Source organism: Roseomonas acroporae, from assembly GCF_023223525.1.
GTDB lineage: Bacteria > Pseudomonadota > Alphaproteobacteria > Acetobacterales > Acetobacteraceae > Roseomonas_E > Roseomonas_E acroporae.
Genome location: NZ_JALPRX010000105.1, coordinates 14,494 through 39,199, shown reverse-complemented (window position 1 = coordinate 39,199; position 24,706 = coordinate 14,494). Strand labels below are relative to the sequence as shown.

The 24,706-nt window shown below is 73.0% G+C and carries 19 protein-coding genes and 2 tRNA genes; 9 read left to right on the top strand and 12 right to left on the bottom strand.

What is annotated here, in order from left to right; all coding sequences use genetic code 11:
• Positions 1-168: 168 nt before the first annotated feature.
• Both selD and M0638_RS22345 read left to right on the top strand, forming a co-directional pair.
• Entirely contained in the window at positions 169-1,215 is a 1,047-nt protein-coding gene (gene selD, locus M0638_RS22350) for a selenide, water dikinase SelD (RefSeq protein ID WP_248669174.1), read from the top strand.
• A gap of 143 nt (positions 1,216-1,358) precedes the next feature.
• Positions 1,359-1,694 (top strand): hypothetical protein, encoded by a 336-nt coding sequence (locus M0638_RS22345; protein ID WP_248669173.1) that lies wholly within the window; start codon positions 1,359-1,361, stop codon positions 1,692-1,694.
• A gap of 130 nt (positions 1,695-1,824) precedes the next feature.
• On the opposite strand, the gene M0638_RS22340 is transcribed toward M0638_RS22345, so the two are convergent.
• The 9 genes from M0638_RS22340 to fdnG form a co-directional block, all read right to left on the bottom strand.
• Positions 1,825-2,196 carry a hypothetical protein gene (locus M0638_RS22340; protein ID WP_248669172.1) on the bottom strand — a complete coding sequence of 124 codons (372 nt, stop codon included), beginning with the start codon at positions 2,194-2,196 and terminating at the stop codon, positions 1,825-1,827.
• A gap of 111 nt (positions 2,197-2,307) precedes the next feature.
• Positions 2,308-3,642: a hypothetical protein gene (locus M0638_RS22335; protein WP_248669171.1), complete on the bottom strand. Its 1,335-nt coding sequence runs from the start codon at positions 3,640-3,642 to the stop codon at positions 2,308-2,310.
• A gap of 131 nt (positions 3,643-3,773) precedes the next feature.
• A tRNA-Sec gene (locus tag M0638_RS22330) sits at positions 3,774-3,866 on the bottom strand.
• A 32-nt stretch (positions 3,867-3,898) separates the two neighbouring features.
• On the bottom strand, positions 3,899-5,827 hold the full coding sequence (gene selB, locus M0638_RS22325; protein ID WP_248669170.1) for a selenocysteine-specific translation elongation factor: 1,929 nt from the start codon (positions 5,825-5,827) through the stop codon (positions 3,899-3,901).
• 247 nt (positions 5,828-6,074) lie between these two features.
• Positions 6,075-7,466 carry an L-seryl-tRNA(Sec) selenium transferase gene (selA, locus tag M0638_RS22320; RefSeq protein WP_248669169.1) on the bottom strand — a complete coding sequence of 464 codons (1,392 nt, stop codon included), beginning with the start codon at positions 7,464-7,466 and terminating at the stop codon, positions 6,075-6,077.
• Between the two features lie 4 nt (positions 7,467-7,470).
• Complete coding sequence (fdhE, locus tag M0638_RS22315) at positions 7,471-8,415, bottom strand: formate dehydrogenase accessory protein FdhE (RefSeq protein ID WP_248669168.1); 945 nt, start codon at positions 8,413-8,415, stop codon at positions 7,471-7,473.
• Positions 8,416-8,600: 185 nt separating this feature from the next.
• Entirely contained in the window at positions 8,601-9,299 is a 699-nt protein-coding gene (locus tag M0638_RS22310; RefSeq protein ID WP_248669167.1) for a formate dehydrogenase subunit gamma, read from the bottom strand.
• Positions 9,299-10,303: a formate dehydrogenase subunit beta gene (fdxH, locus tag M0638_RS22305; RefSeq protein ID WP_248669166.1), complete on the bottom strand. Its 1,005-nt coding sequence runs from the start codon at positions 10,301-10,303 to the stop codon at positions 9,299-9,301. Before fdxH ends, M0638_RS22310 begins: the two co-directional genes overlap by 1 nt.
• Positions 10,300-13,398 carry a formate dehydrogenase-N subunit alpha gene (gene fdnG, locus M0638_RS22300; RefSeq protein WP_248669182.1) on the bottom strand — a complete coding sequence of 1,033 codons (3,099 nt, stop codon included), beginning with the start codon at positions 13,396-13,398 and terminating at the stop codon, positions 10,300-10,302. The genes fdxH and fdnG overlap by 4 nt, the downstream gene beginning before the upstream one ends.
• Before the next feature lie 434 nt (positions 13,399-13,832).
• Between fdnG and M0638_RS22295 the strand changes: the two genes are divergently transcribed.
• From M0638_RS22295 to modA, 4 genes are all read left to right on the top strand, one after another.
• On the top strand, positions 13,833-14,213 hold the full coding sequence (locus tag M0638_RS22295; RefSeq protein WP_248669165.1) for a winged helix-turn-helix domain-containing protein: 381 nt from the start codon (positions 13,833-13,835) through the stop codon (positions 14,211-14,213).
• 327 nt (positions 14,214-14,540) lie between these two features.
• Positions 14,541-16,037, top strand: a complete 1,497-nt coding sequence (locus tag M0638_RS22290; protein ID WP_248669164.1) for an aldehyde dehydrogenase family protein — start codon at positions 14,541-14,543, stop codon at positions 16,035-16,037.
• A gap of 13 nt (positions 16,038-16,050) precedes the next feature.
• Complete coding sequence (locus M0638_RS22285; RefSeq protein WP_248669163.1) at positions 16,051-16,884, top strand: substrate-binding domain-containing protein; 834 nt, start codon at positions 16,051-16,053, stop codon at positions 16,882-16,884.
• 37 nt (positions 16,885-16,921) lie between these two features.
• Positions 16,922-17,830, top strand: a complete 909-nt coding sequence (gene modA, locus M0638_RS22280) for a molybdate ABC transporter substrate-binding protein (RefSeq protein ID WP_248669162.1) — start codon at positions 16,922-16,924, stop codon at positions 17,828-17,830.
• Between the two features lie 103 nt (positions 17,831-17,933).
• Here modA and M0638_RS22275 read toward each other — a convergent pair whose 3' ends face one another.
• The 3 genes from M0638_RS22275 to glpX all read right to left on the bottom strand — a co-directional run bounded on the left by M0638_RS22275 (position 17,934) and on the right by glpX (position 22,957).
• On the bottom strand, positions 17,934-19,736 hold the full coding sequence (locus M0638_RS22275; protein WP_248669161.1) for a porin: 1,803 nt from the start codon (positions 19,734-19,736) through the stop codon (positions 17,934-17,936).
• 414 nt (positions 19,737-20,150) lie between these two features.
• Complete coding sequence (recJ, locus tag M0638_RS22270; protein ID WP_248669160.1) at positions 20,151-21,950, bottom strand: single-stranded-DNA-specific exonuclease RecJ; 1,800 nt, start codon at positions 21,948-21,950, stop codon at positions 20,151-20,153.
• A gap of 8 nt (positions 21,951-21,958) precedes the next feature.
• Positions 21,959-22,957, bottom strand: a complete 999-nt coding sequence (glpX, locus tag M0638_RS22265) for a class II fructose-bisphosphatase (protein ID WP_248669159.1) — start codon at positions 22,955-22,957, stop codon at positions 21,959-21,961.
• Between the two features lie 267 nt (positions 22,958-23,224).
• On the opposite strand from glpX, the gene M0638_RS22260 reads away from it, so the two are divergent.
• From M0638_RS22260 to M0638_RS22250, 3 genes are all read left to right on the top strand, one after another.
• Positions 23,225-23,695 carry a nuclear transport factor 2 family protein gene (locus M0638_RS22260; protein WP_248669158.1) on the top strand — a complete coding sequence of 157 codons (471 nt, stop codon included), beginning with the start codon at positions 23,225-23,227 and terminating at the stop codon, positions 23,693-23,695.
• Positions 23,696-23,805: 110 nt separating this feature from the next.
• Positions 23,806-24,501, top strand: a complete 696-nt coding sequence (locus tag M0638_RS22255) for an isochorismatase family protein (protein WP_248669157.1) — start codon at positions 23,806-23,808, stop codon at positions 24,499-24,501.
• Positions 24,502-24,601: 100 nt separating this feature from the next.
• Positions 24,602-24,676 (top strand) — tRNA-Val (locus M0638_RS22250).
• The last annotated feature ends 30 nt before the right edge of the window (positions 24,677-24,706 follow it).

The following is a 24,706-nucleotide window of genomic DNA, read 5'->3' as shown; positions in this document are numbered from 1 at the left end:
CGGCGACGGCCAGGGGGGGGGAAAGGACCGGGGGGAAGGACCGGGGCGGAAAAGACCGAGGGGAAAGGAAAGGCCGGGAGGAAGTCGGGGACAAGGCCGGCAGGGCCGGTGGCAGGGTGGCGCCGGCGCACTTACCTTCCGGCCATCACAGCCGGCGAGAAGGCCCCGATGCCCGAACAGACCGTGAGACTGACCGAACTCGCCCATGGCGGCGGCTGCGGCTGCAAGCTCGCCCCCGCCGTGCTGCAGGGCCTGCTCGCCGGGCAGCCGGCGGCCGGCCCCTTCGCGCAGCTCCTCGTCGGCACCGAGACGGCCGACGACGCCGCCGTGTGGCAGATCGACGCCGACAACGCCGTGATCGCCACCACCGACTTCTTCATGCCGATGGTGGACGACGCGCGCGACTTCGGGCGCATCGCGGCGGCCAACGCCATCTCCGACGTCTACGCCATGGGCGGGCGGCCGATCATGGCGCTCGCCATCCTCGGCATGCCGATCAACAAGCTCGATCCGGCGGTGATCCGGCGGATCCTGGCCGGCGGCGCGGAGGTCTGCGCCGAGGCGGGAATCCCGGTGGCGGGGGGACATTCGATCGACGCGCCGGAACCGATCTACGGGCTGGCGGTGATCGGGCTGGTGCGGCCGGAGCGGGTGCGGCGCAACGCGGGGGCGAAGCCGGGCGACGCGCTGATCCTGACCAAGGGGCTCGGCGTCGGCATCTATTCGGCGGCGATCAAGCGCGGGGTGCTGCCGGAAGGCGCCTACGAGGAGATGATCGCCTCGACCACCCTGCTGAACCGGATCGGCGCCGAGCTGGCCGGGGAGGCGGCGGTGCACGGCATCACGGACGTCACCGGCTTCGGCATCCTCGGCCACGCGCTGGAGATGGCGCGCGGCGCGGGGCTGACGCTGACGCTGCGGCAGGAGGCGCTGCCCTGGCTGGCGCAGGCCGAGGCGCTGGCCGAGCAGGGCATCGCGACCGGCGCCTCGGACCGCAATTGGGCGAGCTACGGCGAGAGCGTGGTGCTGCCGGACGGGCTGCCGGCGTGGCGCCGGCGGCTGCTGACCGACCCGCAGACCTCGGGCGGGCTGCTGGTGGCCTGCGAGGCGGCGGCGGCCGAGGGGTTGGCCGGGCGCATCCGGGCGGCGGGGTATCCGCTGGCGCGGGTGGTGGGCTCGGTGGCCGCGGGGGCGCCGCGCGTGGTGGTGGCGTGAGGCGGAGCGGAAGCCCGGGCGCATGGCTGCCGGCAGCCCCGGCCCGGCGGGCCGGCGCGGCGGCGGAGAAAGGCGCGATCGGGGGCGAACCGGGGCGCGCCCGGCGCGTCTCCTCATCGGTACCGGCACGGGGAGGCCGAGCAATGCATCGCGGATCGACAGTTCTGGCCGGACTCCTGCTGCTCGGCCTCGCCATGCCCGCCCTGGCGCAGGGCAGCCCCGCCGGGCAAGCCGCGGGCGATCCGGGCTGCCGGCCGGCGGCCCAGGCACGGCCGGCGACGCCGCCGGCGCAGGGCCGCGGCGACGGCACCGCACCGGGCAATGCCGGCAACACGGGCTGGAGCGGCGGCACGGGCGGCTCCTACATCGGCACCAACCCGCAGGGCTCGACGTCGGCCTCGCCGAACCGGCACCCGGAGACGGCGCGCGGGCTGGATCCGATCGGGTCGCCGCAGGCGCCGGCCGGACGGACCTGCTGAGACCGGGGGGGAGGCGAGGCCGGCCGGTCGCCTTCGCCGGCATCCCGGATCGCGCGGTGCCCGCCGCGGCGGGCGTTGCCCAGGGTGAGGGCCGGCGCGGTGGGGCGTGCCGTCCCGCCCCGGGGGTGCGCTACGCAGCGTCCAGCCGCAGCCGCAGGCCCTCGGCGTTGAAGAACTCACCCTCGCGGATCAGCGAGCGGTCCTCGTGCAGGGCGCGGCTGAGCGAGGCGAGGCGGGCGCGGGCCTCGTCGTCCGGCACCAGCCCCTCGCGGCCGGCGCGGTAGAACACCACGGCCGACCAGGGCACGCCGGCGCCGGCGAAGAGGCGTTTCATGTCGGGCCAGCGCGTCTCGTCGCCGACGACGTGCAGCCAGGCGGCACGCAGCGGTTCCACCGTCGCCTCGGTGATGCCGAGCAGCACGAACAGCATGGTGAAGTCGCCGCTGGCGCGGTGGGTGGCGGTGAGCCAGTCGTCGAAGTCGGTCTCGGCGGGTGGGGTCATGCGGGAATCACGATGGCCGGGCGGGGTTGCCGGGCCAAGCGAGAATGGCGGCGGCGGCACCGTTGTCCAGGCCCCTCCCCGTCATCCGGCCAGGGTCACCATCCGCCACCCTCACAGGAGAATATGGTCGGTGCGGTGCTCGGCATAGCCGGTGGTGATGTAGTGCAGCGCCGCGGCGTGCAGGTCGTGGCCGTAGGCTGCCCGCAGGTCGGCGTAGTTGGCCAGGTACTGCGTGGCGTTGAACAGGAACGGGTTGCGTCCCTCGGCGTGTCCGGTGGTGATGTAGTGCAGCTCGCCCGCCGTGGCATTCGCGCCGAACGCCTTGATGAGGTCGCCGTAGGAGGCGATGTACTCCATCGGGTCGAACCTGACGGTGCGGGCCTCGAACAGGCCCTTGTTCAGATAGTGCAGCTCCCCGGCCGTCCGGTCCGCGCCGAAGGCCGTGATGAGATCGGCATAGGAGGCGATGTAGGCCAGGCCGTCGAAGGTGATGGTACGGCCTTCGGCGGCCCCGCTCAGGATGTAGTGGTTGGCGGCCGCGTCCGCGTTGTGCGGAAGCGACAGGGACAGGTCCCGGTAGGAAGCGAGGTAGGCCAGGCCATCGAAGGTGATGCCGCGCCCCTCGGCCTTGCCGGAGGTGAGGTAGTGGGCCGCGCCGGCCTCGGCGTCGGTGTGCAGCGAACGGACCAGATCGGCGTAGGAGGCGATGTAGAGCAGCCCGTCGAAGCTGATCTTGCGGCCCTCGACGATGCCGACAACCTCGTAGTGCTCGAACGCGGCGGCTGCGTTGTTTCCGATCTTCGCGGTCAGGTCGGCGTAGGAGGCGACGTAGGACAGCGGCAGGAAGGTGGGGAAGGCGTAGGTGCCGACAGTCTTGTCGGTGAATTCGAAGTTCTGGATGTTGACCGTCTGGTCGATCTGCTGGCTGGCCGGATCGTACACCACCGCATGGCCGTTCCAGACCGCCGTGTGCGCCGTCGCAAAGGCGAAGTGCAGTTCCAGCGTGTCGTTGGGACCGCCGCCATCGACGAAATTGAAGTGCCCGTAGGCCGGCAGCACATCGAAGCTGCTGCCACCGTTCACGATGTTGACGCCAGGCAGCGCGGCGGCGAGCAGGACGGAGGCGGAGCCCGACTGGACGGCCGCCATGTAGGTGGCGGCGCCGAGCTGCATCCCCATGATGGTGACGCGCTCCAGGTTGTTCCAGGTGATCTCCATGGCATCGATGGTACCGGTGGTGGGGCCGTCATCGGCATAGCCACCAAGATCGGTACCCTTCAGCTGGACGGTGAAGACGCTGTAACCGGCCTGGCGGCCGGCGTAGTCGGTATCGGTCGCGGTGGCGGCAATGAATTGGGACCAACCGGAAAGGTCGAGCCAGTCGATGTTGAAGCCGATGTTCACGGGGTACTGCTGGGGGATCTGCTGAACCTGAAACAGCGCCACGGCGTTCCTCACGGCTGACCTTCAATCATGTAGCCAGAAAACGCCGCGCCGATTCATGCCAATTCATGAATATCCGGACATGGAGCCGGCCTTGGTCGCCGTCCCACGATCGGGCGGTGCGGGCGGCCCGGCGGAAGAGAATGGGAGTCGAACCCACCCGGGACAGTCTCGCTGCCCCACCCGGATTTGAAGTCCGGACGCCCCACCGGGAACGTGTCTCTTCCAGACCTTCGGGTGCCGCCCCGAGGCGGCACTCTCACGCGCCGACGGACCGGAACAGGTCCAGCCGGTGCGGATTCATGCGACGCAGATCGCCCCGGCGCAAGGTGACGCCATGGCGGTCGAGGAAGTCGAGGATCTGGATCGCCACCTTGCGGCCGTTGTCCATCCGGTCTCGGAAGGCGGCGGCGGTGATCTGGTGGTCCTCGGCATGGTCGGCCACGTCGCGGGCGATCTCCACCATCTCGGCCGTCGTGGCGCGCAGGAAGAAGTGGTCGTGCGCGATCTGGTCCACGCGACCGAGCCGGGCGCAGAGCTTCAGCACGCGGCGCACCTCCGGCTCCTCGGCGCCGACCAGCGGCACCAGGTCGCGCACGCGGGGCGGGCGGAAGCGGGCCTCGTCGCCGAGCAGCGGGGCGATTCGCGCGTAGAGCGCCTCGTCGGCCGGGTTCAGCCGGACCTCGTGGCCGGGCAGGCGGACGAAGGTGCCGTCCAGCACCAGCGCACCCGCCTCGGCCTCGCGCGCCAGCGCCGCCAGGAAGGCCGGGGCCGGCAGGCGCGGCCGCACGGCGAGGCGCAGGCGCTCGCGGCCGAGTCCCTGCTGGTCCGGGTTCTCCTCGTGGTGTCGCGCGAGCGTGTCGGCCAGTGCGGCGCGGAAGGTGTCCCAGCCCGCGGCCGACAAGGCAATCCGGGTGCCGGCGGCCTCGATGGCGACGAGGCCGAGCCGCTCCGCGAGCGCCGCCGTCTCGGCCGGCGTCAGGCCATGGTCACGGCCGAAGGCGGCGAGATCGACGTGGAAGGGCGGCAGCGCCAGCAGCCCGGCCAGCGCCGCGTCCGGTTCCGACAGGGCGAGCGCGTCGAGCTGGGCGAGGCGTTCCGGCGTGCGCCGCTTGCGGGCGGGGGCGCGCAGGTCGAGGAAGCGGCCGCCGCCGATGGTGCGCTGGGCGGAGACGTCGCGCAGGATGAAGCGGTCGCCGACGCAGGCGGCGATGGGGCGGTCGAGCACGAGCTGCACCCTCCCCTCCCCGCCCGGCCCGATCGGGCCGTCGAGCGGGACGAGCCGGGCGCCAACCTCGGCGCTGCCATGGTGCAGGCGCGCCGGAAACCAGGTGCCGAGCGGCTTCGGCTCGCCAGGCAGGGCGCGGAAACGGGCGTCGATGCGGTCGGCGGGGGCGTGCAGGGCGGGGTCGAGCACCATGTCGCCGCGCGCGATCGCGTCCCTGCCGACGCCCTCGCCGGCGAGGTTGAGGGCGCAGCGCTGGCCCGCCACGCCGCGCGCCGCCGGGCGGTTCTGCGCGTGCAGCGAGCGCACCCGCGCCGGCAGGCCGGAGGGGCTGACCAGCACCTGCTCGCCCACCGCGACCGCGCCGGCCAGCACCGTGCCGGTGACCACCGTGCCGGCGCCGGCCAGCACGAAGCAGCGGTCCACGGCGAGGCGGAAGGCGCCGCCCGCCCCGCGCGGCCCGGTGCCGGCCGCCGCCCGGGCCAGCGCGTCGCGCAGCACCTCGATGCCCTCGCCGGTGAGGGTGGAGACGGGCAGGATCGGCGCGGTGGCGAGGCCGGTGCCGGACAGCTCGGCGCGTATCTGCGTGGCCACGGCGGCGCGGCGCGGCGCATCGGCGAGGTCGGCCTTGGAGAGCGCCACGATGCCGCGTTCGATGCCGAGCAGGTCGAGGATCGCGAGATGCTCGCGCGTCTGCGGCATCACCCCGTCATCGGCCGCCACCACGAGCAGCGCGAAGTCGATGCCGCCGGCACCGGCCAGCATGGTGTGGACGAAACGCTCATGGCCGGGGACATCGACGAAGCCCAGCGTGGCGTCGCCCAACGGCAGGTAGGCGAAGCCCAGCTCGATGGTGATGCCGCGCGCCTTCTCCTCCTTGAGGCGGTCGGTGTCGACGCCCGTCAGGGCACGGACCAGGGCGGTCTTGCCGTGGTCGATGTGGCCGGCGGTGCCGACGATCATGCGCGGGAGACCGTGGCTGCCGCCCGGGGAAGGCTCCGCCTTCCCCGGACCCCATCCGCCCCATGGTCCCTTGGGAGGGCGAGGCCCTCCTGGACCTCTCTTCGTTCTGGATCGTGGTGTCGGAACAGCCCGTTCGTCTCTTTCCGAAACGGGGGTTCCAAGGGGGCTTCGCCCCTTGGCGGGATGGGTCCAGGGAAGGGCAGCGCCCTTCCCTGGCGGGGTCCGGGGCGGCGCCCCGAAACCCGCATCAGCCCAGCCCCCGCAGGCCGGCCAGCAACCCCGCCTCGTCCTCCAGGCAGCGCAGGTCCCACAGCAGCGCCCCGTCCCGCAGCCGCCCGATCACCGGCCGCTCCAGCCCGCGCAGCGACGCGGCCAGCCGCTCCAGCGCCCGGCCCGACCCGGCGATGCGCAGCGCGGCGCTCGGAATGGTTTCCACCGGCAGCGCGCCGGAGCCGATCTGGCTGCGGCACTCGCACACCGTCACCGCGAAGCCCGGCAGCAGCCGCGCCACCTCGGGCAGCAGCCGCGCCGCCTGCGCCGCGATCGCCTCGGCGGGACGGGCCAGCAGGCGCAGCGTCGGCAGCCGCTCGGCCAGCCGGTCCGGGTCGCGGTAGAGGCGCAGCGTGGCCTCCAGCGCGGCGAGGCGGATCTTGTCCAGGCGCAGCGCGCGCTTCAGCGGGTTGCGGTTGATCGCCGCGATCAGGTCGCGCCGCCCGACGACAAAGCCGGCCTGCGGGCCGCCCAGCAGCTTGTCGCCGGAGAAGGTGACGAGGTCCGCCCCCTCCGCCACCGCCTCGCGCACCGTGGGCTCGCGGGCGAGGCCGTAGCGGGCGAGGTCGGCCAGCGTGCCGGAGCCGAGGTCGTTCAGCAGCGGCACCCCGGCCCTGCGGGCGATGGCGGCGAGTCGGGCGCCGTCCACCTCGGCGGTGAAGCCCTCGATGCGGTAGTTCGAGGTGTGGACCTTGAGGATCAGCCCGGTCTCCGGGCGCAGCGCCGACTCGTAGTCGCGCGCATGGGTGCGGTTGGTGGTGCCGACCTCGACCAGGCGCACGCCGGCGCGGGCCATGATGTCGGGCATGCGGAAGGCGCCGCCGATCTCGATCAGCTCGCCGCGCGAGACGATCGCCTCGCGCCCCTCCCCCACCGCGTTCAGCGCCAGCAGCACGGCGGCGGCGTTGTTGTTGACCACGGTCGCGTCCTCGGCGCCGGTCAGCTCGCGCAGCAGCACGCGCAGATGGTCGTCGCGCTCGCCGCGATGGCCGGTGCCGAGGTCGTATTCCAGCGCCACGGCGTCGCGCATGGCAGCCGTCGCGGCCTCGATCGCGGCCTCGGCAAGCAGGGCGCGGCCGAGATTGGTGTGCAGCACCGTGCCGGTGAGGTTGAACAGCGGCCGCAGGCCGGGGCGGGCGCGCGCATCCAGGCGCAGCGCGGCCGTGGCGAGCAGGGCCTCGGCATCCGGCAGGGCGTCGGGCGCGCGGCGGGCCTCGGCGAGGCCGGCGCGCAGGGCGTCGGTGGTCTCGGCGCGGCCGTGGCGGGCGATCAGCGGCGCGGCGAGGCCGAGCAGGCGGTCGACCGAGGGCAGGCGGCGCAGCGCCGGGTCGCCAGGGGATGGCGATGCGGCGGGCAGGTCGTCGGGCACGGGGTCAGTAGCCGATCAGGAAGGGATCGAAGCCGGCGCGGCGGTACTCGGTGCCCTGCATCAGCAGGTCGAGGCCGAGGCTGGCCACGTCGTCGGCCACGGGCTCCAGCGCGGCGTTGCGGTTCTGGTAGAGGATCTTCACCCAGGAGCGGCAGGTGTCGCAGGTCTCGGCCTTGACGGTCGCGTCCGCGTCGAGCGTGTTGGGGGCGGTGCCGTCCGCCTCCGGCGCCTTGTAGCCGATGCCCTTGGTGGAGCCGCAGGCGAGGCAGGTGATGCGCACCACGTTCCACTGCGTGCCGCAGCAGGCGCAGGCGGCGTAGCGCGCCCCCTCGGCGCCCTGGAAGCCGACCACCACCGAGGCGACGGGCGGGCCGCCGCAGACCGGGCAGAGGCCGGTGCCGACCGGCACCAGCCGTTCCGGGTCGAGCGGCGCGGCGAGGCGTGCGGCGTGCAGCTGCACGGCGGCGGAGAGGAACAGGTGCGGCGGCAGGGCGTCGAACGGGATGGCGTCGGCGAGGACGTTGCCGAGCATCTCCGTGAGCACCGCCTCGGGCGCCTCGCGCAGCATGGCGAGGGCGGCCGCCGCCGGGGCGGGCATGCCCTCGGGCGAGAGGGCGGCGAGGAAGCGCGCCACCGTGTCGCGCAGTTCGGGCGCGGCGGCGAGGGCGTCGCGGTCGAGCGGCGGCATCGTGCCGGCGCGGGCGCGCTCGACCTGCTCGGGCGGGATCGGCGCGGGCGGCGGCAGGGTGGCGGCGAGTTCGGCCTGCGTCGCGCAGACGCGTTCGAGGAAGCGGAGATAGAGGGCGAGGTCGTGGCCCGGGGCGAGGCCGGCGAGGCGTTCCGCGCGGCGGCGGAACAGGACCGGCGGATCGGGGATCAGCGCGAAGGGCGCCGGACGCAGGCGCCCGATCATGGAGGGATCGGGCTCGATGTTGGAGAAGCCGGACATGTCACCTCGGCGGGCCGGACCGGCCACGCGGTCTGTTGCGTAGGGCGTAGGGCATGGGCTGCCCTTCCCGCAATGGGGGCTCCAAGGGGGTCTCGCCCCTTGGCGGGATGGGTCGGGGAAGGGCGGCGCCCTTCCCGGTGGGGTCCGGGGCGAAGCCCCGGCTGGCCTTGGCTACTCCGCCGGGGCTACTCCGCCGGCCCCGGCCGCTGCGTCCCCGGCCGGCCGGCCAGTTGGCGCAGCCACTTGCGGTGGTGCCGCCAGGCCCAGCCGCCGGTGACGGAGCCGCGCGTCATCGCCCGCAGCGTGCCGCGCGTCCAGATGGCCGCATAGACGTGCAGGATGAAGACGCAGATGATGAGCACCGCCGCGACGGAGTGCGCGAGCACGGCGACGCGGCGCAGCGGGATCGAGAAGTAGCCGCCGAAATACTGGTCCCAGATCACGATGCCGGTCGCGATCAGCACCAGGATCAGCCCGGTCATCGCCCAGAAGATGAATTTCTGGCCGGCATTGTACTTGCCCAGCTCGGGCAGCCGATCCTCGTGCCCGGCAAGGAAGTCGCGGATGCGCGACAGCCAGACGATATCGACCTTCGCCGGCAGGTTGGCGCGCCAGAGCTGGAAGAAGAAGACGAAGAAGCTGACGAAGAGCAGCACGCCGATCCAGGGATGGAAGGCGCGCGTGTTCTGGCCGCCGCCGAACAGGTTGGTCAGGAAGAACAGGCCCGGCCAGAACAGAGCGAGACCGGAGAGGGCGAGCAGGATCAGGCTGGTGGCCGTGACCCAGTGGTTGAGCCGCGCGAGCGGCCCGTAGCGGTTCACCGTGACCGGCTTGCCCGGGACGATCGAATCGCCGGGCTGGATCTCCTCGACCTGGTCGCTCATCAGGGCTGCCCCGGCGGCGGCGGCGGCACCGGCCGCCCCTCGACCAGATCCTCGGCGTGCCGCTCCTCCTCCTCGGAAACGCGGTTGGGCTTGGCGAACACGCCGTGGATGACGCTGCCCACCGCCATCAGCCCCATGGCGGCGAGGCCGACATACTTGGTCATCCCCTTCCAGGTCTGCACCAGCGGCGAGATGCGCGGGTTCTCCGGCAGGTCAGCGTAGATGCCCGGCCGGTCGTTGTGGTGCAGCACATACATCACATGCGTGCCGCCCACGCCGGCCGGGTCGTAGAGGCCGGCATTGGCGAAGCCGCGCGACTTCAGGTCGGCGACGCGCTCCGCCGCGTGCCTCTTCATGTCCTCCTTGGTGCCGAAGACGATGGCCTGGGTGGGGCAGGACTTGGCGCAGGCCGGGCCCTGGCCCACCGCCACGCGGTCGGAGCAGAGGGTGCACTTGTAGGCGCGGTGGTCGGCGCGGGAGATGCGGGGGATGTTGAACGGGCATCCCTTGATGCAGTAGCCGCAGCCGATGCAGTTCTCGTGGATGAAGTCCACGATGCCGTTGGTGTACTGCACGATGGCGCCGGGCGCGGGACAGGCCTTGAGGCAGCCCGGATCGTCGCAGTGCATGCAGCCATCCTTGCGGATGAGCCATTCGAGGTTGTCGGTCTCGGGGTTCACCCATTCGGTGAACCGCATCAGCGTATACATCTCCGCCGTCAGATCGTGCGGGTTGGTGTACTGCCCGACGTTGTGCTCCATCTCCGGGTGGGTGTCGTTCCACTCGATGCAGGCCGACTGGCACGCCTTGCAGCCGATGCACTTCGAGACGTCGATCAGCTTCGCCACCGGCGTGAGCTGGCGCTGCGGCGCCGGCAGGTCGCGCGTGGCCGAGCGGCGGCACAGGTCGGCCTCGCCGAAATGCGCCGCCACCGGCTGCACCGGCGGGTTGCTGACCGCGGTGCGGGGGCTGTCGACCATGCCCGCGGTGTTGCTGCCGCTCATGATGTCACCCCCGGCCGATCCTGCGGCGCCGTGGACGGTTCGAGGTTGACCAGGAACGCCTTGACCGCCGGCGTCTCGATGTTGGCCTCACCCACGAAGGGCGTCAGCGAGTTCGGGCCGAAGCCCTTGCGCGCGGCGCCGGTGAAGCCCCAGTGCAGCGGGATGCCGACGACGTGCACGGTGCGCCCGTCGCAGATCAGCGGCCGGATGCGCTTGGTGACCAGCGCGCGCGCCTTCACCTCGCCGCGCTTCGACCACACCCGCACCCAGCCGCCATTCGTCACGTTGCGCAGCTTCGCCAGCTCCTCCGAGATCTCCACGAAGAATTCGGGCTGGAGGACGGCGTTCACCCGGTTGTGCTTGGTCCAGTAGTGGAAGTGCTCGGTCAGCCGGTACGAGGTCGCCGCGAAGGGGAACTCGTCCGGATTGCCGAACTGGGCGACGTCGTTGCGGAAGATGCGCGCCACCGGGTTGCCGCGCATGCGCGGGTTCAGCACGTTCGGCACCGGCGATTCGAAGGGCTCCATGTGCGCCGGGAACGGCCCGTCGCGCATCATGCCGCGCGAGAACAGGCGCGCGGAGCCCTCCGGGTTCATGATGAAGGGCAGCACCTGACCGGGCTTCGCGGTGGGCGCGATGTCCGGCACGTCGTCGCCGACCCATTTCGACCCGTCCCACTCGATGATCTTGCGGGAGGGATCCCAGGGCCGGCCCTGCGTGTCGGCCGAGGCGGCGTTGTAGAGGGTGCGCCGGTTGAGCGGCCAGGCCCAGGTCCAGTTGGGGTAGGTGCCGAGCCCGCCGGGGTCGCGGTTGTCCCGCCGGGCCATGTTGTTGCCGGCCTCGTTGAAGCAGCCGGAATAGATCCAGCAGCCGCACATGGTGGAGCCGTCGTCGCGCAGCTGCGAGAAGTTCAGCACCTGCTTGCCGGCCGGCACGAGCACCTTGTTGGGATCGGCCGGGTCGGTCAGGTCGGTCAGGGCGCGGCCGTTGATCTCCTTCGCCAGCTCCGCCGGCTCGGGCTCGCGTGGGTCGTGGTACTCCCAGGAGAGGTTGAGGATCGGGTCGGGGAAGGCGCCGCCCTCCTTGCGGTACAGCTCCCGCATGCGGAGGAAGATCTCCCCCATGATGCGGGTGTCGTGCTTCGCCTCGCCCGGGGGTGTCGCGGCCGGCCAGAACCATTGCAGCCAGCGGCCGGAATTGGTGAGCGAGCCCTCGTCCTCGGCAAAGCAGACGGTGGGGAGCTGGATCACCTCGGTCTGGATCGAGGCGGTGTCCACCGGGTTGAAGTCGCCGTGGTTCTCCCAGAACCGCGCCGTCTCCGTCTCCAGCGGGTCCATGGTGATGAGGAATTTCAGCTTCGACAGCGCGCTGGTCAGCTTCGCCCGGTTGGGGAAGGCGAGCAACGGGTTGAAGCCCTGGCAGATGTAGCCGTTCACCTGCCCGTCGTTCATCATCTCGAACATGCGCAGCACGTCGTAGGACGGCACGTCGAGCTTCGGCAGGTAGTCGTAGCACCAATTGTTCTCGGCCGTGGCGGCGCTGCCCCACATGGCCTTCTGGAAGCTCACCATGAACTTCCGGTAGTTCTGCCAGTAGCTGGTCTGGCCCGGGCGCAGCGGCTTGAACTGCCGCGACTTCATGTAGGTCTCGAAGTCCGGCTCCGCCTCGGTCGGCATGTTGAGGTAGCCGGTGAGCAGGTGCGACATCAGGCCGAGATCGGTCAGGCCCTGGATGTTCGAGTGCCCGCGCAGCGCGTTCATGCCGCCGCCGCGCACGCCGATATTGCCCAGGATGAGCTGGAGCATCGCCATGCCGCGGATGTTCTGCGCGCCGTGCGAGTGCTGCGTCCAGCCGAGCGCGTACATCGAGGTCATCGTCCGCGTCGCGGTCGAGCACTCGCCGATCATCTGCGCGACCTTGAGGAATTTCTCCTTCGGCGTGCCGCAGATGCGCTCCACCATCTCGGGCGTATAGAAGTCGACGTGCCGCTTCAGCAGGTTCCAGACGCAGCGCGGGTGCTCCAGCGTCGGGTCGACCTTCGCGTAGCCGTCCTCGCCGATCTCGTAGTCCCAGCTCGAGCGGTCGTAGTCGCGCTTCTCCGGGTCATAGCCGCTGAACAGCCCGTCGCTGTAGCCGAAGCCCTCCTTCACGATGAACGAGGCGTTGGTGTAGGCCTTGGCGTACTCCCACTGCACCTTGCCGTTCTCGATGCAGTACCGGATCAGGCCCATCAGGAAGGCGATGTCGCTGCCCTGGCGGATGGGCGCGTAGAAGTCCGCCACGGACGCGGTTCGCGTGTAGCGCGGATCGATCACGATGAGCTTCGCGCCGCGGTGCGCCTTCGCCTCCGTGACCCACTTGAAGCCACAGGGATGCGCTTCCGCCGCGTTGCCGCCCATGACGACGACGAGGTCGGTGTTGCGGATGTCGGTCCAGGAATTCGTCATCGCGCCACGGCCGAATGTCGGGCCCAAACTGGACACCGTGGGGCCGTGTCAGACGCGCGCCTGGTTGTCGAATCCGACGATGCCGAGACCCTTGGCCACCTTGAAGGTGGCCCAGGCGGTCTCGTTGGTGGTGGCGGAGGCGGCGAGCATGCCGGTCGAGGTCCAGCGGTTCACCGCCAGCCCGTCCGCGTTGCGCGCGATGAAGTTGCGGTCGCGGTCGTCCTTCATCAGGCGCGCGATCCGGTCCAGCGCCACGTCCCAGGAGACGCGCTCGAAGCGGTCCGAGCCGGGCCGGCGGATCATCGGGTACTGCAACCGTGTCGGCGCCCGGACGAAGTCCTTCAGCGCCGCGCCCTTGGGGCAGAGCGTGCCGAGGTTGGTCGGGTGGTCCGCGTCGCCCTCGACATGGATCAGCTCCGCCCGCTCGCCCTTCCGCACGTCGCCGCGCGAGTAGAGGATCACCCCGCAGGCGACCGAGCAGTAGGTGCAGGTGTTGCGGGTCTCGGTGGTGTTGGCGAGCTTGAACGGTCGCACATGGGCGGCGACGGCCGCTTCCGCGGCCTCGAAGCCCAAGGCGCCGAGGGAAGTCACCACCACACCCGCGCCGGCAGCTTTCAGCAAGCTGCGGCGCGAGAGTTGCACATTCATTGCACCCCTCCCGGCCTGCAAGACGGTCGATGATATAGCCAATGGTGAGGCCGGAAATTAAGTCAAGCGGGGGCGATGCGGGACTCGTCCCGCCAACGCGAAAGTCAGGCCATGTCGCGGAAAAATTGAGAGCGCGTCTCATTCTCGTATTGCCGCCGGCGTGGACTGCCTGCGTCGGCTTGCCGGCCATGCTCGGTGTGCCGAACCCAACGCCATATACATCCATATATTACGCCATGCTGTCTGTTACGCCATTCTGTGCCGGCCCGGCAGGCGGCGCTGCCGGGCAAAACGGCGCGCCCGTTTGCATCGGCGACCAGCCGCCATAATCTCGGCGCCATAACGCCCCCCTCCCCCGGCCGCGCCGACGCGGACCGGGAACGGCAACGGCAACGGCAGGGCGGGTCCGATGGCGTTCGCAGGGGTGCACGACGATGTCCAGGAAGCGCTCCCCGCCGGCGCAGGCCGGCCTCAGCATCCGGGTGGATCTCGCTTCCGGGCTGCAGATCGGGCCGGGCAAGGTGGCGCTGCTGGAGGCGATCGCGGAGACGGGTTCGATCTCCGCCGCCGGCCGCGCGCTCGGCATGTCCTACAAGCGCGCCTGGGATCTGGTGGAGGCGCTGAACCGCGGCTGCGGCGAGAAGGTGGTGATCGCGACGCCCGGCGGGCGCGACGGTGGCGGCACCAGCCTCTCGCCGGCGGGGGACGCGGTGATCCGCCTGTACCGGGAGATCGAGCAGGCCTCGCTGGACGCGTCGCGCAGCCGGATACGCGCGCTGAACCGGCTGTCGCCGGCGGCGGCCGCGGCGGACTGACGGCGGGCTCCCGCCGGCGCGGGGACGGGACTTCGCCGAAGGCTCCGCGCCCCGGCTCCCGACCGGGCATTGTCCACGCTCGCCCCTGCCCGCCAGAGACGGCCCGCCCGTCGGAACACCAGCCCCGAACGAAGAGAGGTCCGGGAGGGCCTCGCCCTCCCGGTCGATGGGGCCGGGCGAAGGCAAGACCTTCCCCGGCGGGTGGATGGGGTCCGAGGCAGGCGGCACCCCGGCCGCGGGCTTGCCACCCGGGGACCGCTATGTTTGCATCCGCATATCGGTCCCGCATCCCGGTCCCGCCGGGCGGGGCGAAGGGGAGGTCACGCCATGAACGTCATCACGCCGCTGGATGCCAGATCGCATCCCTTCCTGACCGGCAAGCCCAAGCGCCTGTTCATCGACGGCAAGTGGGTGGAGGCGGCCTCCGGCAAGACCTTCAGGACCTGCAACCCCGCCACCGGCGAGGTGCTGGCCGAGGTGGCCGAGGGCGACGCGGAGGACATCGACCGGGCCGTCGCCGCCGCCCGCCGCGCCTTCGAGGGGCCGTGGAGCCGGTGGAAGCCGGCCGAGCGCCAGCGGCTGCTGCTGAAGCTGGCCGACCTCGTCGAGGCGCACATCGAGGAGCTCTCGGCGCTCGACACGCTCGACATGGGCGCGCCGATCAGCCGCACCCGCGGCAACCGGCAGCGCGTGCTCGGCATGCTGCGCTACTACGCGGGCCAGGCGGTCTCGATCCATGGCGAGACCATCCCGAACTCGCTGCCGGGCGAGATCCACTCCTTCACGCTGAAGGAGCCGGTGGGCGTGGTCGGCGCCATCATCCCGTGGAACGGGCCGCTCGGCGCCTCGATCTGGAAGATCGGCCCGGCGCTCGCCACCGGCTGCACCGTGGTGCTCAAGCCGGCCGAGGAGGCGCCGCTGACGCCGCTGCGCCTGGCCGAGCTGTGCCAGGAGGCGGGCGTGCCGGAGGGCGTGGTCAACGTCGTCCCCGGCTACGGCGAGACGGCGGGCGCGGCGCTCGCCGGGCATCGCGACGTGGACAAGGTGGCCTTCACCGGCTCGCACGTCACCGGCCAGAAGATCGTCCAGGCCTCGGCGGGCAACCTCAAGCGCGTCTCGCTGGAGCTGGGCGGCAAGTCGCCCGACATCGTCTTCGCCGATGCCGACATGGACTGGGCGGTGCCGGGCGCCGCCATGGCGGTGTTCAGCAATTCCGGCCAGATCTGCTCGGCCGGCACGCGCATGTTCGTCGAGCGCAGGATCTACGAGGAATTCACCGCGCGGGTCGCGGCGTTCAGCAAAACGCTGCGCGTCGGCGACGGCATCGACCCCGAGGTGCAGATCGGCCCCCTCGTCTCGGCCGAGCAGCTCGACCGGGTGACGGGCTACCTCGCCATCGGCCGGCAGGAGGGCGCGCGGCCGCTCTCGGGCGGCGAGCGGCTGACGGAGGGGGCGCTCGCCAAGGGCTACTTCGTGCCGCCCACCGTCTTCGCCGACGTGACGGACGGGATGCGCATCGCGCAGGAGGAGATCTTCGGCCCGGTGATCTCGGCCATCCCCTTCGACAGCGTCGAGGAGGTGATCGCGCGCGGCAACCGCACCAGCTTCGGCCTCGGCAGCGGCGTCTGGACGCGCGACGTGACCAAGGCGCACCAGGTGGCCAAGGGGCTGCGCGCGGGCTCCGTCTGGGTGAACTGCTACCAGGCGATGGACCCGGCCGTGCCCTTCGGCGGCTACAAGATGAGCGGCTACGGGCGCGAGAGCGGGCTGCAGCACGTCGAGGAGTACCTCAACGTGAAGGCGGTCTGGATCCGGACCGCCTGAGGGGGACGGCACGATGCGGACCGGGTCGCTGCCGCGCCGCGCCGCCCTGGCGCTGTGCCTGGGCGCCGGCCTGTCGACCGGCGCCTGGTCCGGCGCGGCGCGGGCGGCCGAGCCGATCCGCATCCTAGCCGCCGGCAGCCTGGGCGCGGTGCTGCCGGAACTGATCGCCGCCGCCGGCCTGCCGGCCGACGCCGTGGCGCCGCCGGTCTTCGGCCCGGCCGGGGTGCTGGGCGAGCGGCTGCGGAACGGCGAGGCGGCCGACCTGTTCGCCTCGGCCGACCTCGCCCAGCCGCGCGCCGTCGCGGCGCAGCGCCCGGGCACGCTGGTGGTGCCCTTCGCGCGCAACCGCATGTGCGTGGTGGCGCCGGCGCGGCTGGGGCTGACCGAGGGCAACCTGCTGGAGCGGCTGCTCTCGCCCGGATTGCGCCTCGCCGCCTCGACGCCGGGCGCCGATCCGGGCGGCGACTACGCCCGCGCCGTCTTCGCGCGCGCCGAGGCGCTGCATCCCGGCGCGCAGGCGGCGCTGACCGCGAAGACGCGGCTGCTGCTCGGCGGCCCGGGCTCGATGACGCCGCAGCCCGGGCACAGCCCGGCCGCGACCATCTTCCTCGGCGACCATGCCGACGCGCTGCTCTACTACTGCTCAGGCACGGCGGCGGTGATGCGCGAGGTGCCGGGGCTGGCCGCCCTCCCCGTGCCCGACGCGCTGGAGCCGGGGCCGGTCTACGGCCTCGCCATCCTCACCGGGCGGCCGGAGGCGGCGCGGCTGGCGCTGTTCATGCTCTCGGCGCCGGGCCAGGAGATCCTGCGGCGCGGCGGGCTGCTGCCGCTGGTCGGGGAACGGTAGGCGGCGCACCGGAAGGCACCGCGCAGGGAGTATGCCGATGCCGCCCTTCCCTCTCCTCGCCGCCCGCCGACCGGGCCGGCGCGTGCTGCTGCTCGGCCTGGCCGCCGGCGGGGCGGGGCGCGCCTGGGCGCAGCATGCCGGGCACGATGCCGCCGGCGGCGCGCAACCCGGTCACCCGATGCCGGACCACGCGATGCCCGATGCGCCGGCAGGCCGGCAGGCGCGGCCGGACGCCATCCAGGTCTATGCGGCGGCCACCTTCCGGCACGGGCTGGAGGCGGTGCTGGCGGCCTGGCACCGACGGGGCGGCGCGGCCGCCGTCGCCGTCTACGGGCCGACCCCGTATCTCGTGCAGCAATTGGCGCAGGGCGCGCCGACCGACATCCTCTTCTCCGCCAACATGCCATGGATGGACGAGGCGGCGCGGCGCGGGCTGATCCGTCCGGAGACGCGCGCCGTCATCATGGCGAACCGGCTGGTGCTGATCGCGCCCGGGGCCGACGATGCCGGCCGGGTGATCGGACCCGACTTCCCGATCGACGCGCTGGTCGCGCGCGGCCGCGTCGCCATGTGCGACCCGGAGCGGGACCCGGCCGGACAGGTGGCGAAGGAGAGCCTGCGCAATCTCGGCCTGTGGGAGCGCGTGCGCGGCGCGCTCGCCGTCACCGAGCACACGCTGGGCGCCGTGATCCTGGTCGACCGCGACGAGGCGGCCGCCGGCATCGTGTTCGCGACCGATGTGCGCGGGGCGCGGCATGCCGGCATCGCGGGCGTGTTCCCGGAATCGGCGCACGCGCCGATCCTCTACCCCGCCGCCCTGGCCAACCGGCCGGTGCGGCCGGGCGCGGCCGACCTGCTCGCCTTCCTGCGCTCGCCCGAGGCGCTGGCGATCCTGGTCGAGGCCGGCTACCTGCCGCCACCCCCGGCGGCGGCCGCGACGCGCTGAACGGCCCGACCGGAATTCGTGCACGGGCGGTGGGGCAGGCCAGCCGGGCGGGGCCGCACGGCCGGGAAGCGGCCGCCGCCGCGACGCCCGGCAGCGGCCCCGGTCAGAACCGCGCGATCGCCGTCGCCTGGATGCGGCTGTTGATGCCGTGGCCGAGGCCGGCGGCGCCGGTCATCGAGGCGCCGCCCGCCACGTCGCGCCGGTTGAAGATGTACTCGACGCCGACATCGACCGCGCCGGGCGAGAAGGCGGCGCCGTTGACGCGGCCGAACGGGCTCCAGATCAGGTTGGCGATGATCTGCTGCTGGTCGCGGATGCGGGCGAGGGCCGCGTCGGATCCAGGCGTGAAGCCGTTCGTGTAGCCCGGGTAGTCGGCGCGGGCGTAGGCGTAGGAGACGTTGGTGCGGAACTTGTCGCTCCAGAAGTGCCGGTAGCCGGCCATGAAGCCCCAGCTGTTCACCGTGTCCAGGCCGAAGTCGCGTCCGACGCCGCGCAGGCCGAGATCGGTGACGGCGGACTGGCCGGCGAAGCTGCCGTCCATGTAGCGGCCGATGCCCTCGCCGTAATAGACCATGCCGAGCAGCCGGTCGGCGCCGAAGGCGGGCGAGAGGACGTTGTACAGGGCGAGGTTGCCGTGCAGCGCCGTGCCCCAGCCCACCGCGTTGGCGTCGCCCGAGGAGGTCGTCGCCACCGCCGTGCCGCGCGTGTTCACCTCGAGCTGGCGCAGCAGGCCGCGCAGCCCGACCTCGCCCAGGTCGCCCCGGTAGGTGAGGCGCCCGAGCAGGTCGGGCGCGCGGTTGAAGGCCGGGCTGGCGCCGCCGTTCAGCGTGCTGTCCGGGTAGAACACGCCGGCCGCGCTGGCGTAGTCGGTGATCGGCGATTCCAGCGAGAGCTGGCCGGTCAGCCCCGGCGCCAGCCGCCCGGTGACGCGGATCTGCGCCTGCCGCACGAAGGACTGGTTGAGGTTGGTGGCGTCGTTCAGCGTCTCGATCAGCCCCTCGTTCCAGACGCTGTTCGCCTGGCCGACCAGCACCTGGAAGATGTCGCCGCCGAGCGAGGCCCAGGCCTGCCGCAGGCGCGGCGTGTAGGGGTTCGAGGTGGCGATGCTGTTCGCCGCCGGCTGCGTACCGGCGAAGTCCATCTCGATCTGCGTGCGCAGCGGGCCGAGATCGGTCGGCGTCAGCGTCTCGAGGCCGATGCGGGAGCGGCGGCCCGTGAAGCCGACATCGCCGCCCTGCCGGTTGGCCGGGCTGCGGGCCAGCGGCGTGCTCATCGGCACCGTCGTGTCGGCGCGCACGCGGCTGTCGAGGTCGCCGGTGAGGTTGGCCTTGGCGAAGCCGTAGAGCCGCACCGAGGTGTCGGTGCCGGGGATGCGCATGGAGAGGCCGGGCAGGTCGCCGCGCAGCACCTCGTCCACCTCCTGGCGGAAGCTGCGGCGGGCCGCGACCGTCTCCACGGCGCTGCCCGTCGCCGCGCCCGGGACGGCGCTCTGCTGCAGCGGCGAGGCGCCGGCAGCCGCCTCCGCCTGGGTGGGCGGCGTGCCCGGCGGCGGGCGGCGGGCGGCGGTGGCCGGGCCGGCGCGGCGGGACGGCACGGCGGCCGCCCCCCCGGCGGCGCCTCCCGCCACCCCGCCGGCCGCGGCCTGGGCGTGCGCCGGGCCGCTGCGTCGCTCCAGCGCGTCCAGCCGCTGCTCCATGCGCTGGAGCATCTGCTGCAGGGCCGCGTTCTGCTGGCGCAGCGCCGCCAGCTCGGACGCCTCGTTCGACTGCGCCAGGGCCGGCGTGGCGAGTCCGGCGGCGCACAGGACGAGCCAGCCCGGATGCGCGAATTGCCGCTTCGGCGGGCGCGGCCGGCCGCGTTGCGCGGCGCCGGCGGCATGTCGGTCTGTCGACAGGAAATCCCCCACGCTGCATCCCCCTCGGCGTCGCCGGAAAGGCGACGCGATGCCGCTGCGGCCTCCCGACCGGCCGCGCCAACAAGCTAGGCGCCGCCGCAACCGGAAGCGTGATGACGAACGTCTTACGGTCGGATTGTTCGCCACGGTGTGACCCGATCGCAACGGCCGGGCGACGCGCACGACCCGGTGCGGGCGATATTCCGGACAGATACACACGCATGGCGGGAAGCCCGGGCCGCGCCGTGCCGGCAGAAGGCGAGGACGCGCCGGCGCCCGAGGTCGAATCGGCTCGAACCGGCCAGGGTGACGTATCGAGTGGCGTGTCGTGTGGCGTGCCGGGGAAAGCGGGCGGTGCCGCGTCGGCAGGGCGTGGTCGGACGCGATGCGGCAGGCGTGCGGCGTCGGCCGGGGAAGGGCCGCGCCTCAGCCCACCCGCGCCGCGTCCACCACGTGCAGGCTGGTGGAGACGTTGTCGTTCCAGCGTTCCGCGCGGAGCTGGCCGCACAGGTGCAGCGGCGCGCGGTCGCCGGCCAGCAGCGCCTGGGCCAGCGGCCCGTCCTTGGCGCGGAAGCAGATGGCCTTCAGGCGCCCGCCACCCTCGCCCTCCAGGAAGGCGCGCACCGTGCCGCCCTCCTTGCCGACGCGGTCGGCGCGCACCACGCGGCAGCGCGGGATGGCGAAGACCGGCTCCTCGTTGCCGGCGCCGAAGGGAGCCAGCCGCCCCACCTCCTGCGCCAGCGCCGTGCTGGCGGCGGGCACGGCCAGCGTGCCCTCCACGCCGAGATCGGCCGCGGCCGGCAGCATGGCGGCGTGGGCGAGGCGCTCGCCGAGGAAGGCGTGCAGCGCCTCCAGCCCCTCGGCGGCGAGGGAGAAGCCGGCGGCCATCGGATGGCCGCCGCCGGTGAGCAGCAGCCCGGCCTGGCGCGCCGCGATCACCGCGGCGCCGAGATCGACGCCCGCCACGGAGCGGCCGGAGCCCTTGGCGAGGCCCTCGGCGATGCCGGCGACGCAGGCGGGGCGGTTGAACCGCTCCTTCACGCGGCCGGCGACGATGCCGACCACGCCGGGGTGCCAGCCCTCGCCGCCGATCAGCAGCACGGGATGGCCGGCGGCGGCCTGGGCCTCGGCGGCCGCGTAGGCGGCGGCGAGCACCTCGCCCTCCACCTCCTGGCGGCGTCGGTTCACCGCGTCCAGCTTCTCGGCCATCACGCGGGCCTCGATGCGGTCGTCCGAGAGCAGCAGGCGCAGGCCGGAATCGGACTCGGCGATGCGGCCGGCGGCGTTGATGCGCGGGCCGAGCAGGAAGCCCAGCGTGTGCGCCGAGGGGATGTCGCGCATCTGCGCCACCTCCATCAGCGCCGCGAGTCCCGGCCGGCCGCGGCGCGCCAGTACCTTCAGCCCCTGCGCGACCAGGGCGCGGTTGAGGCCGGTGAGCGGCATCACGTCGCACACCGTGGCCAGCGCCACGAGGTCGAGCAGCTCCATCAGCGCGGGCTCGGCGCGGTGCGCGAAGTAGCCGGCGCGGCGCAGCGCGCGGACCAGCGCGACGGCGGCGAGGAAGGCGACGGCGGCGGCGCAGAGATGGCGCAGGCCCGATGCGCAGTCGAGCCGGTTCGGGTTCACCGTGGCGGCGATGCGCGGCAGCGGGCCCTGCTGCGCGTGGTGGTCGAGCACCACCACCTCGGCGCGGCCCTCGGCGGCTTCCAGCGCCTCGGCGGCGGCGGTGCCGCAATCGACGCAGACGATCAGCGTGGCGCCGGCCTCGCAGAGCGACGCGATGGCCGGCGCGTTGGGGCCGTAGCCCTCCCGGATGCGGTCCGGGACGTAGTGGCGCACCTCGCAGCCCAGCTCGCGCAGCACGCGCACGGTGAGGGCGGCGGCGCAGGCGCCGTCCACGTCGTAGTCGCCGAACACGGCGACGGTCTCGCCCGAGCGCACGGCGGCGGCGAGCCGCTCGGCGGCCGCGTCCATGTCGGCGAGGCGCGAGGGGTCGGGCAGCAGGGCGCGCAGCGTCGGCGAGAGGAAGTCGGCCGCCGCCTCGGGCGCGGCGCGGGCGGCGAGCAGGCGGCCGACCAGCTCCGGGACGCCGAGCCGCTGCGCGAGGCCGAGGCCGATGCGCGCATCGCCCTGCCGCCAGGTCCAGCGCCGCCCGGTCAGGCTGCGCGCGACGCCGAGCACGGGGGCCTCGGCGGCCGTATCCGGCCCCGTGTCGGCGTCGCGCATGCGGGCCGTCAGGAGAAGGCGGCGGGCTTGGAGCGGAAGTCGTGGTGCGCCTCGACGTAGCGCACCGTGCGGGACTTCGAGCGCATCACGATGGAATGGGTGATCGCGCCGTGCTTCGTGCGCAGCACGCCGCGCATCATCGGCCCGGTGGTGACGCCGGAGGCGGCGAACATGACGTTGCCGCGCGCCATCTCCTCCAGCCCGTACTTCCTGTTCGGGTCGGTCACGCCCATCTCCCGCGCGCGGGCGATCTGCTCGTCGTTCTCGAACATCAGCCGGCCCTGCATCTGCCCGCCGGTGCAGCGCAGCGCCGCCGCCGCCAGCACGCCTTCCGGCGCGCCGCCGGAGCCGACATACATGTCGATCTCGCTCGCCGGCAGCGCCGCCGCCACCACGCCGAACACGTCGCCGTCGCTGATCAGCATCACGCGCGCGCCGGCCGAGCGGCACTGCTTGACGTATTCCTTGTGCCGGTCGCGGTCGAGCATGCAGACCACGAGGTCGGGGACGGTGACGCCCTTGGCCTTCGCCAGCTCGCGCAGGTTGCGCTCCAGCGGCTCGTCGATGTCGACCACGTCGTCGGGCAGGCCGGGGCCGACGGCGAGCTTCTCCATGTAGACGTCCGGCGCGTGCAGGAAGCCGCCATGCTCGGCCAGCGCCAGCACCGCCATGGCGTTGGGGCCGCCCTTGGCGGTCAGCGTCGTGCCCTCCAGCGGATCGACGGCGATGTCGACCTCCGGGCCGCCGAGGCCGATCTTCTCGCCGATGTAGAGCATCGGCGCCTCGTCCATCTCGCCCTCGCCGATCACCACCGTGCCGGAGATGGCGACCGTGTCGAAGGCCTTGCGCATCGCGTCCACGGCGGCGCCGTCGGCCGCGTTCTTGTCGCCGCGGCCCATCCACTTCGAGGCGGCGATGGCGGCTGCCTCCGTCACACGCACCAGCTCCAGCGCCAGGTTGCGGTCGACGTGCAGCGTCGGGGCGGTGCTGAGGGTGGGTCCGGCCATCGGGCTACTCCTTCGACTCTGTCGTTCCTTCTACCACGGCGCGAGGCCGGCGGAAGCGCCAGGGGTCGGACAGGGGGAGCCAGACGGGGGGCCGGACAGGGGGAGCCAGACGGGGGGGCAGACGGGGGGGCAGACGGGGGGGCAGACGGGGGCCAAGGCGGGAGGGGGGTTTGACCGGCCGGCCCCGGGCCGGCAGGCTGGCCCCGCCCGCGGCGGAACCGGCCCGGCCGCTGGCCGCGGCGCCGCGGCCCCGGGAGAGCAATCGGCATGCCCGAATCGAGACCGCCCCTGCCGCCCTTCACGGCGGAAACGGCGCGGCGGAAGGCCCGCATGGCCGAGGATGCCTGGAACACGCGCGACCCGGAGCGGGTGGCCGGCGCCTACACGGCGGACAGCCGCTGGCGCAACCGCGCCGAGTTCCTCTCGGGCCGCGCGGCGATCGTCGCCTTCCTCCGGCGCAAATGGGCCGACGAGCTGGACTACCGGCTGATCAAGGAGGTGTGGGCGTTCGACGGTGCCCGCATCGCGGTGCGCTTCGCCTACGAATGGCACGACTCCGGGGGGCGCTGGTTCCGCTCGCACGGCAACGAGCAGTGGGAATTCGACGGGCACGGCCTGATGCGCCGGCGCGAGGCGAGCATCAACGACGTGCCGATCGCCGAGGCCGACCGGCTGTTCCGCTGGCCGTCCGGGCCGCGCCCGGCCGAGCATCCGGGGCTGGAGGCGTTGGGGCTGTAGGGCGCCGGCACCTCCGCCCCCGGTGCCTTCCGGCCCGCCGCGCCGGCGGGTCCCCTGGCACGCGGGTTGCTGTCCCCCCTCGTCGCCCTGCCGGACCGGAGCCCGCCGACATGCATCCCTTCACCATGCCGCCCGAGATCGTCGCCCGCGTCGTGGCGCGCTGCGGCCGCGAGCACCCCTTCGACGTGCTCGACCCGGCCCGCACGGCGCTGGTGGTGATCGACATGCAGAACTACTTCGTCGCCCCCGGCTATCTCGGCGAGGTGCCGATGGCGCGCGCCGTGGTGCCGGCGATCAACCGGCTGGCGGCGGCGCTGCGCGAGCGGGGCGGGCATGTCGCCTGGGTGTGCAACACCACCACCGACACCGCCGACTGGTCCGTGCTGCACGAGGGGCTGCTGAGCCCCGCCGTGCGCGACCGGCGGCGCGAGACCATGGAGCGCGACCATCCCGGGCACGCCCTCTACCCGGCCCTGGAGGTCGGGCCCGGCGACGCGCACCTCGCCAAGAACCGCTTCAGCGCCTTCATCCAGGGGGCCTCGGCGATCGAGCCGCACCTGCGGCAGCGGGGCATCGACACGGTGCTGGTGGCCGGAACCGCCACCAATGTCTGCTGCGAGAGCACGGCGCGCGACGCGATGATGCTGAATTTCCGCACCCTCATGATCAGCGACGCGCTGGCGAGCTTCACCGATGCCGAGCACGCCGCCGCCCTGACCGGCTTCTACGCCATCTTCGGCGACGTGCAGACGGTGGACGAGGCGGTCGCCTCGCTCGACCGGGGCCTGGCGCGGCGCGCCGCCTGACCCTCTCGCGCTGCGCCTGATTCCCTCGCGCGGCGCGCCGCCTGATCCGGCCTTGCGCGCCCCGCCGGCAGGGGCTAGGAAGGCGCCCGTTCCGACCGGCGGGCGCGTAGCTCAGCGGTAGAGCATCGCCTTGACATGGCGGGGGTCACAGGTTCAATCCCTGTCGCGCCCACCATCCTTTTCAAGCACTTAGCTTGAGGATGGA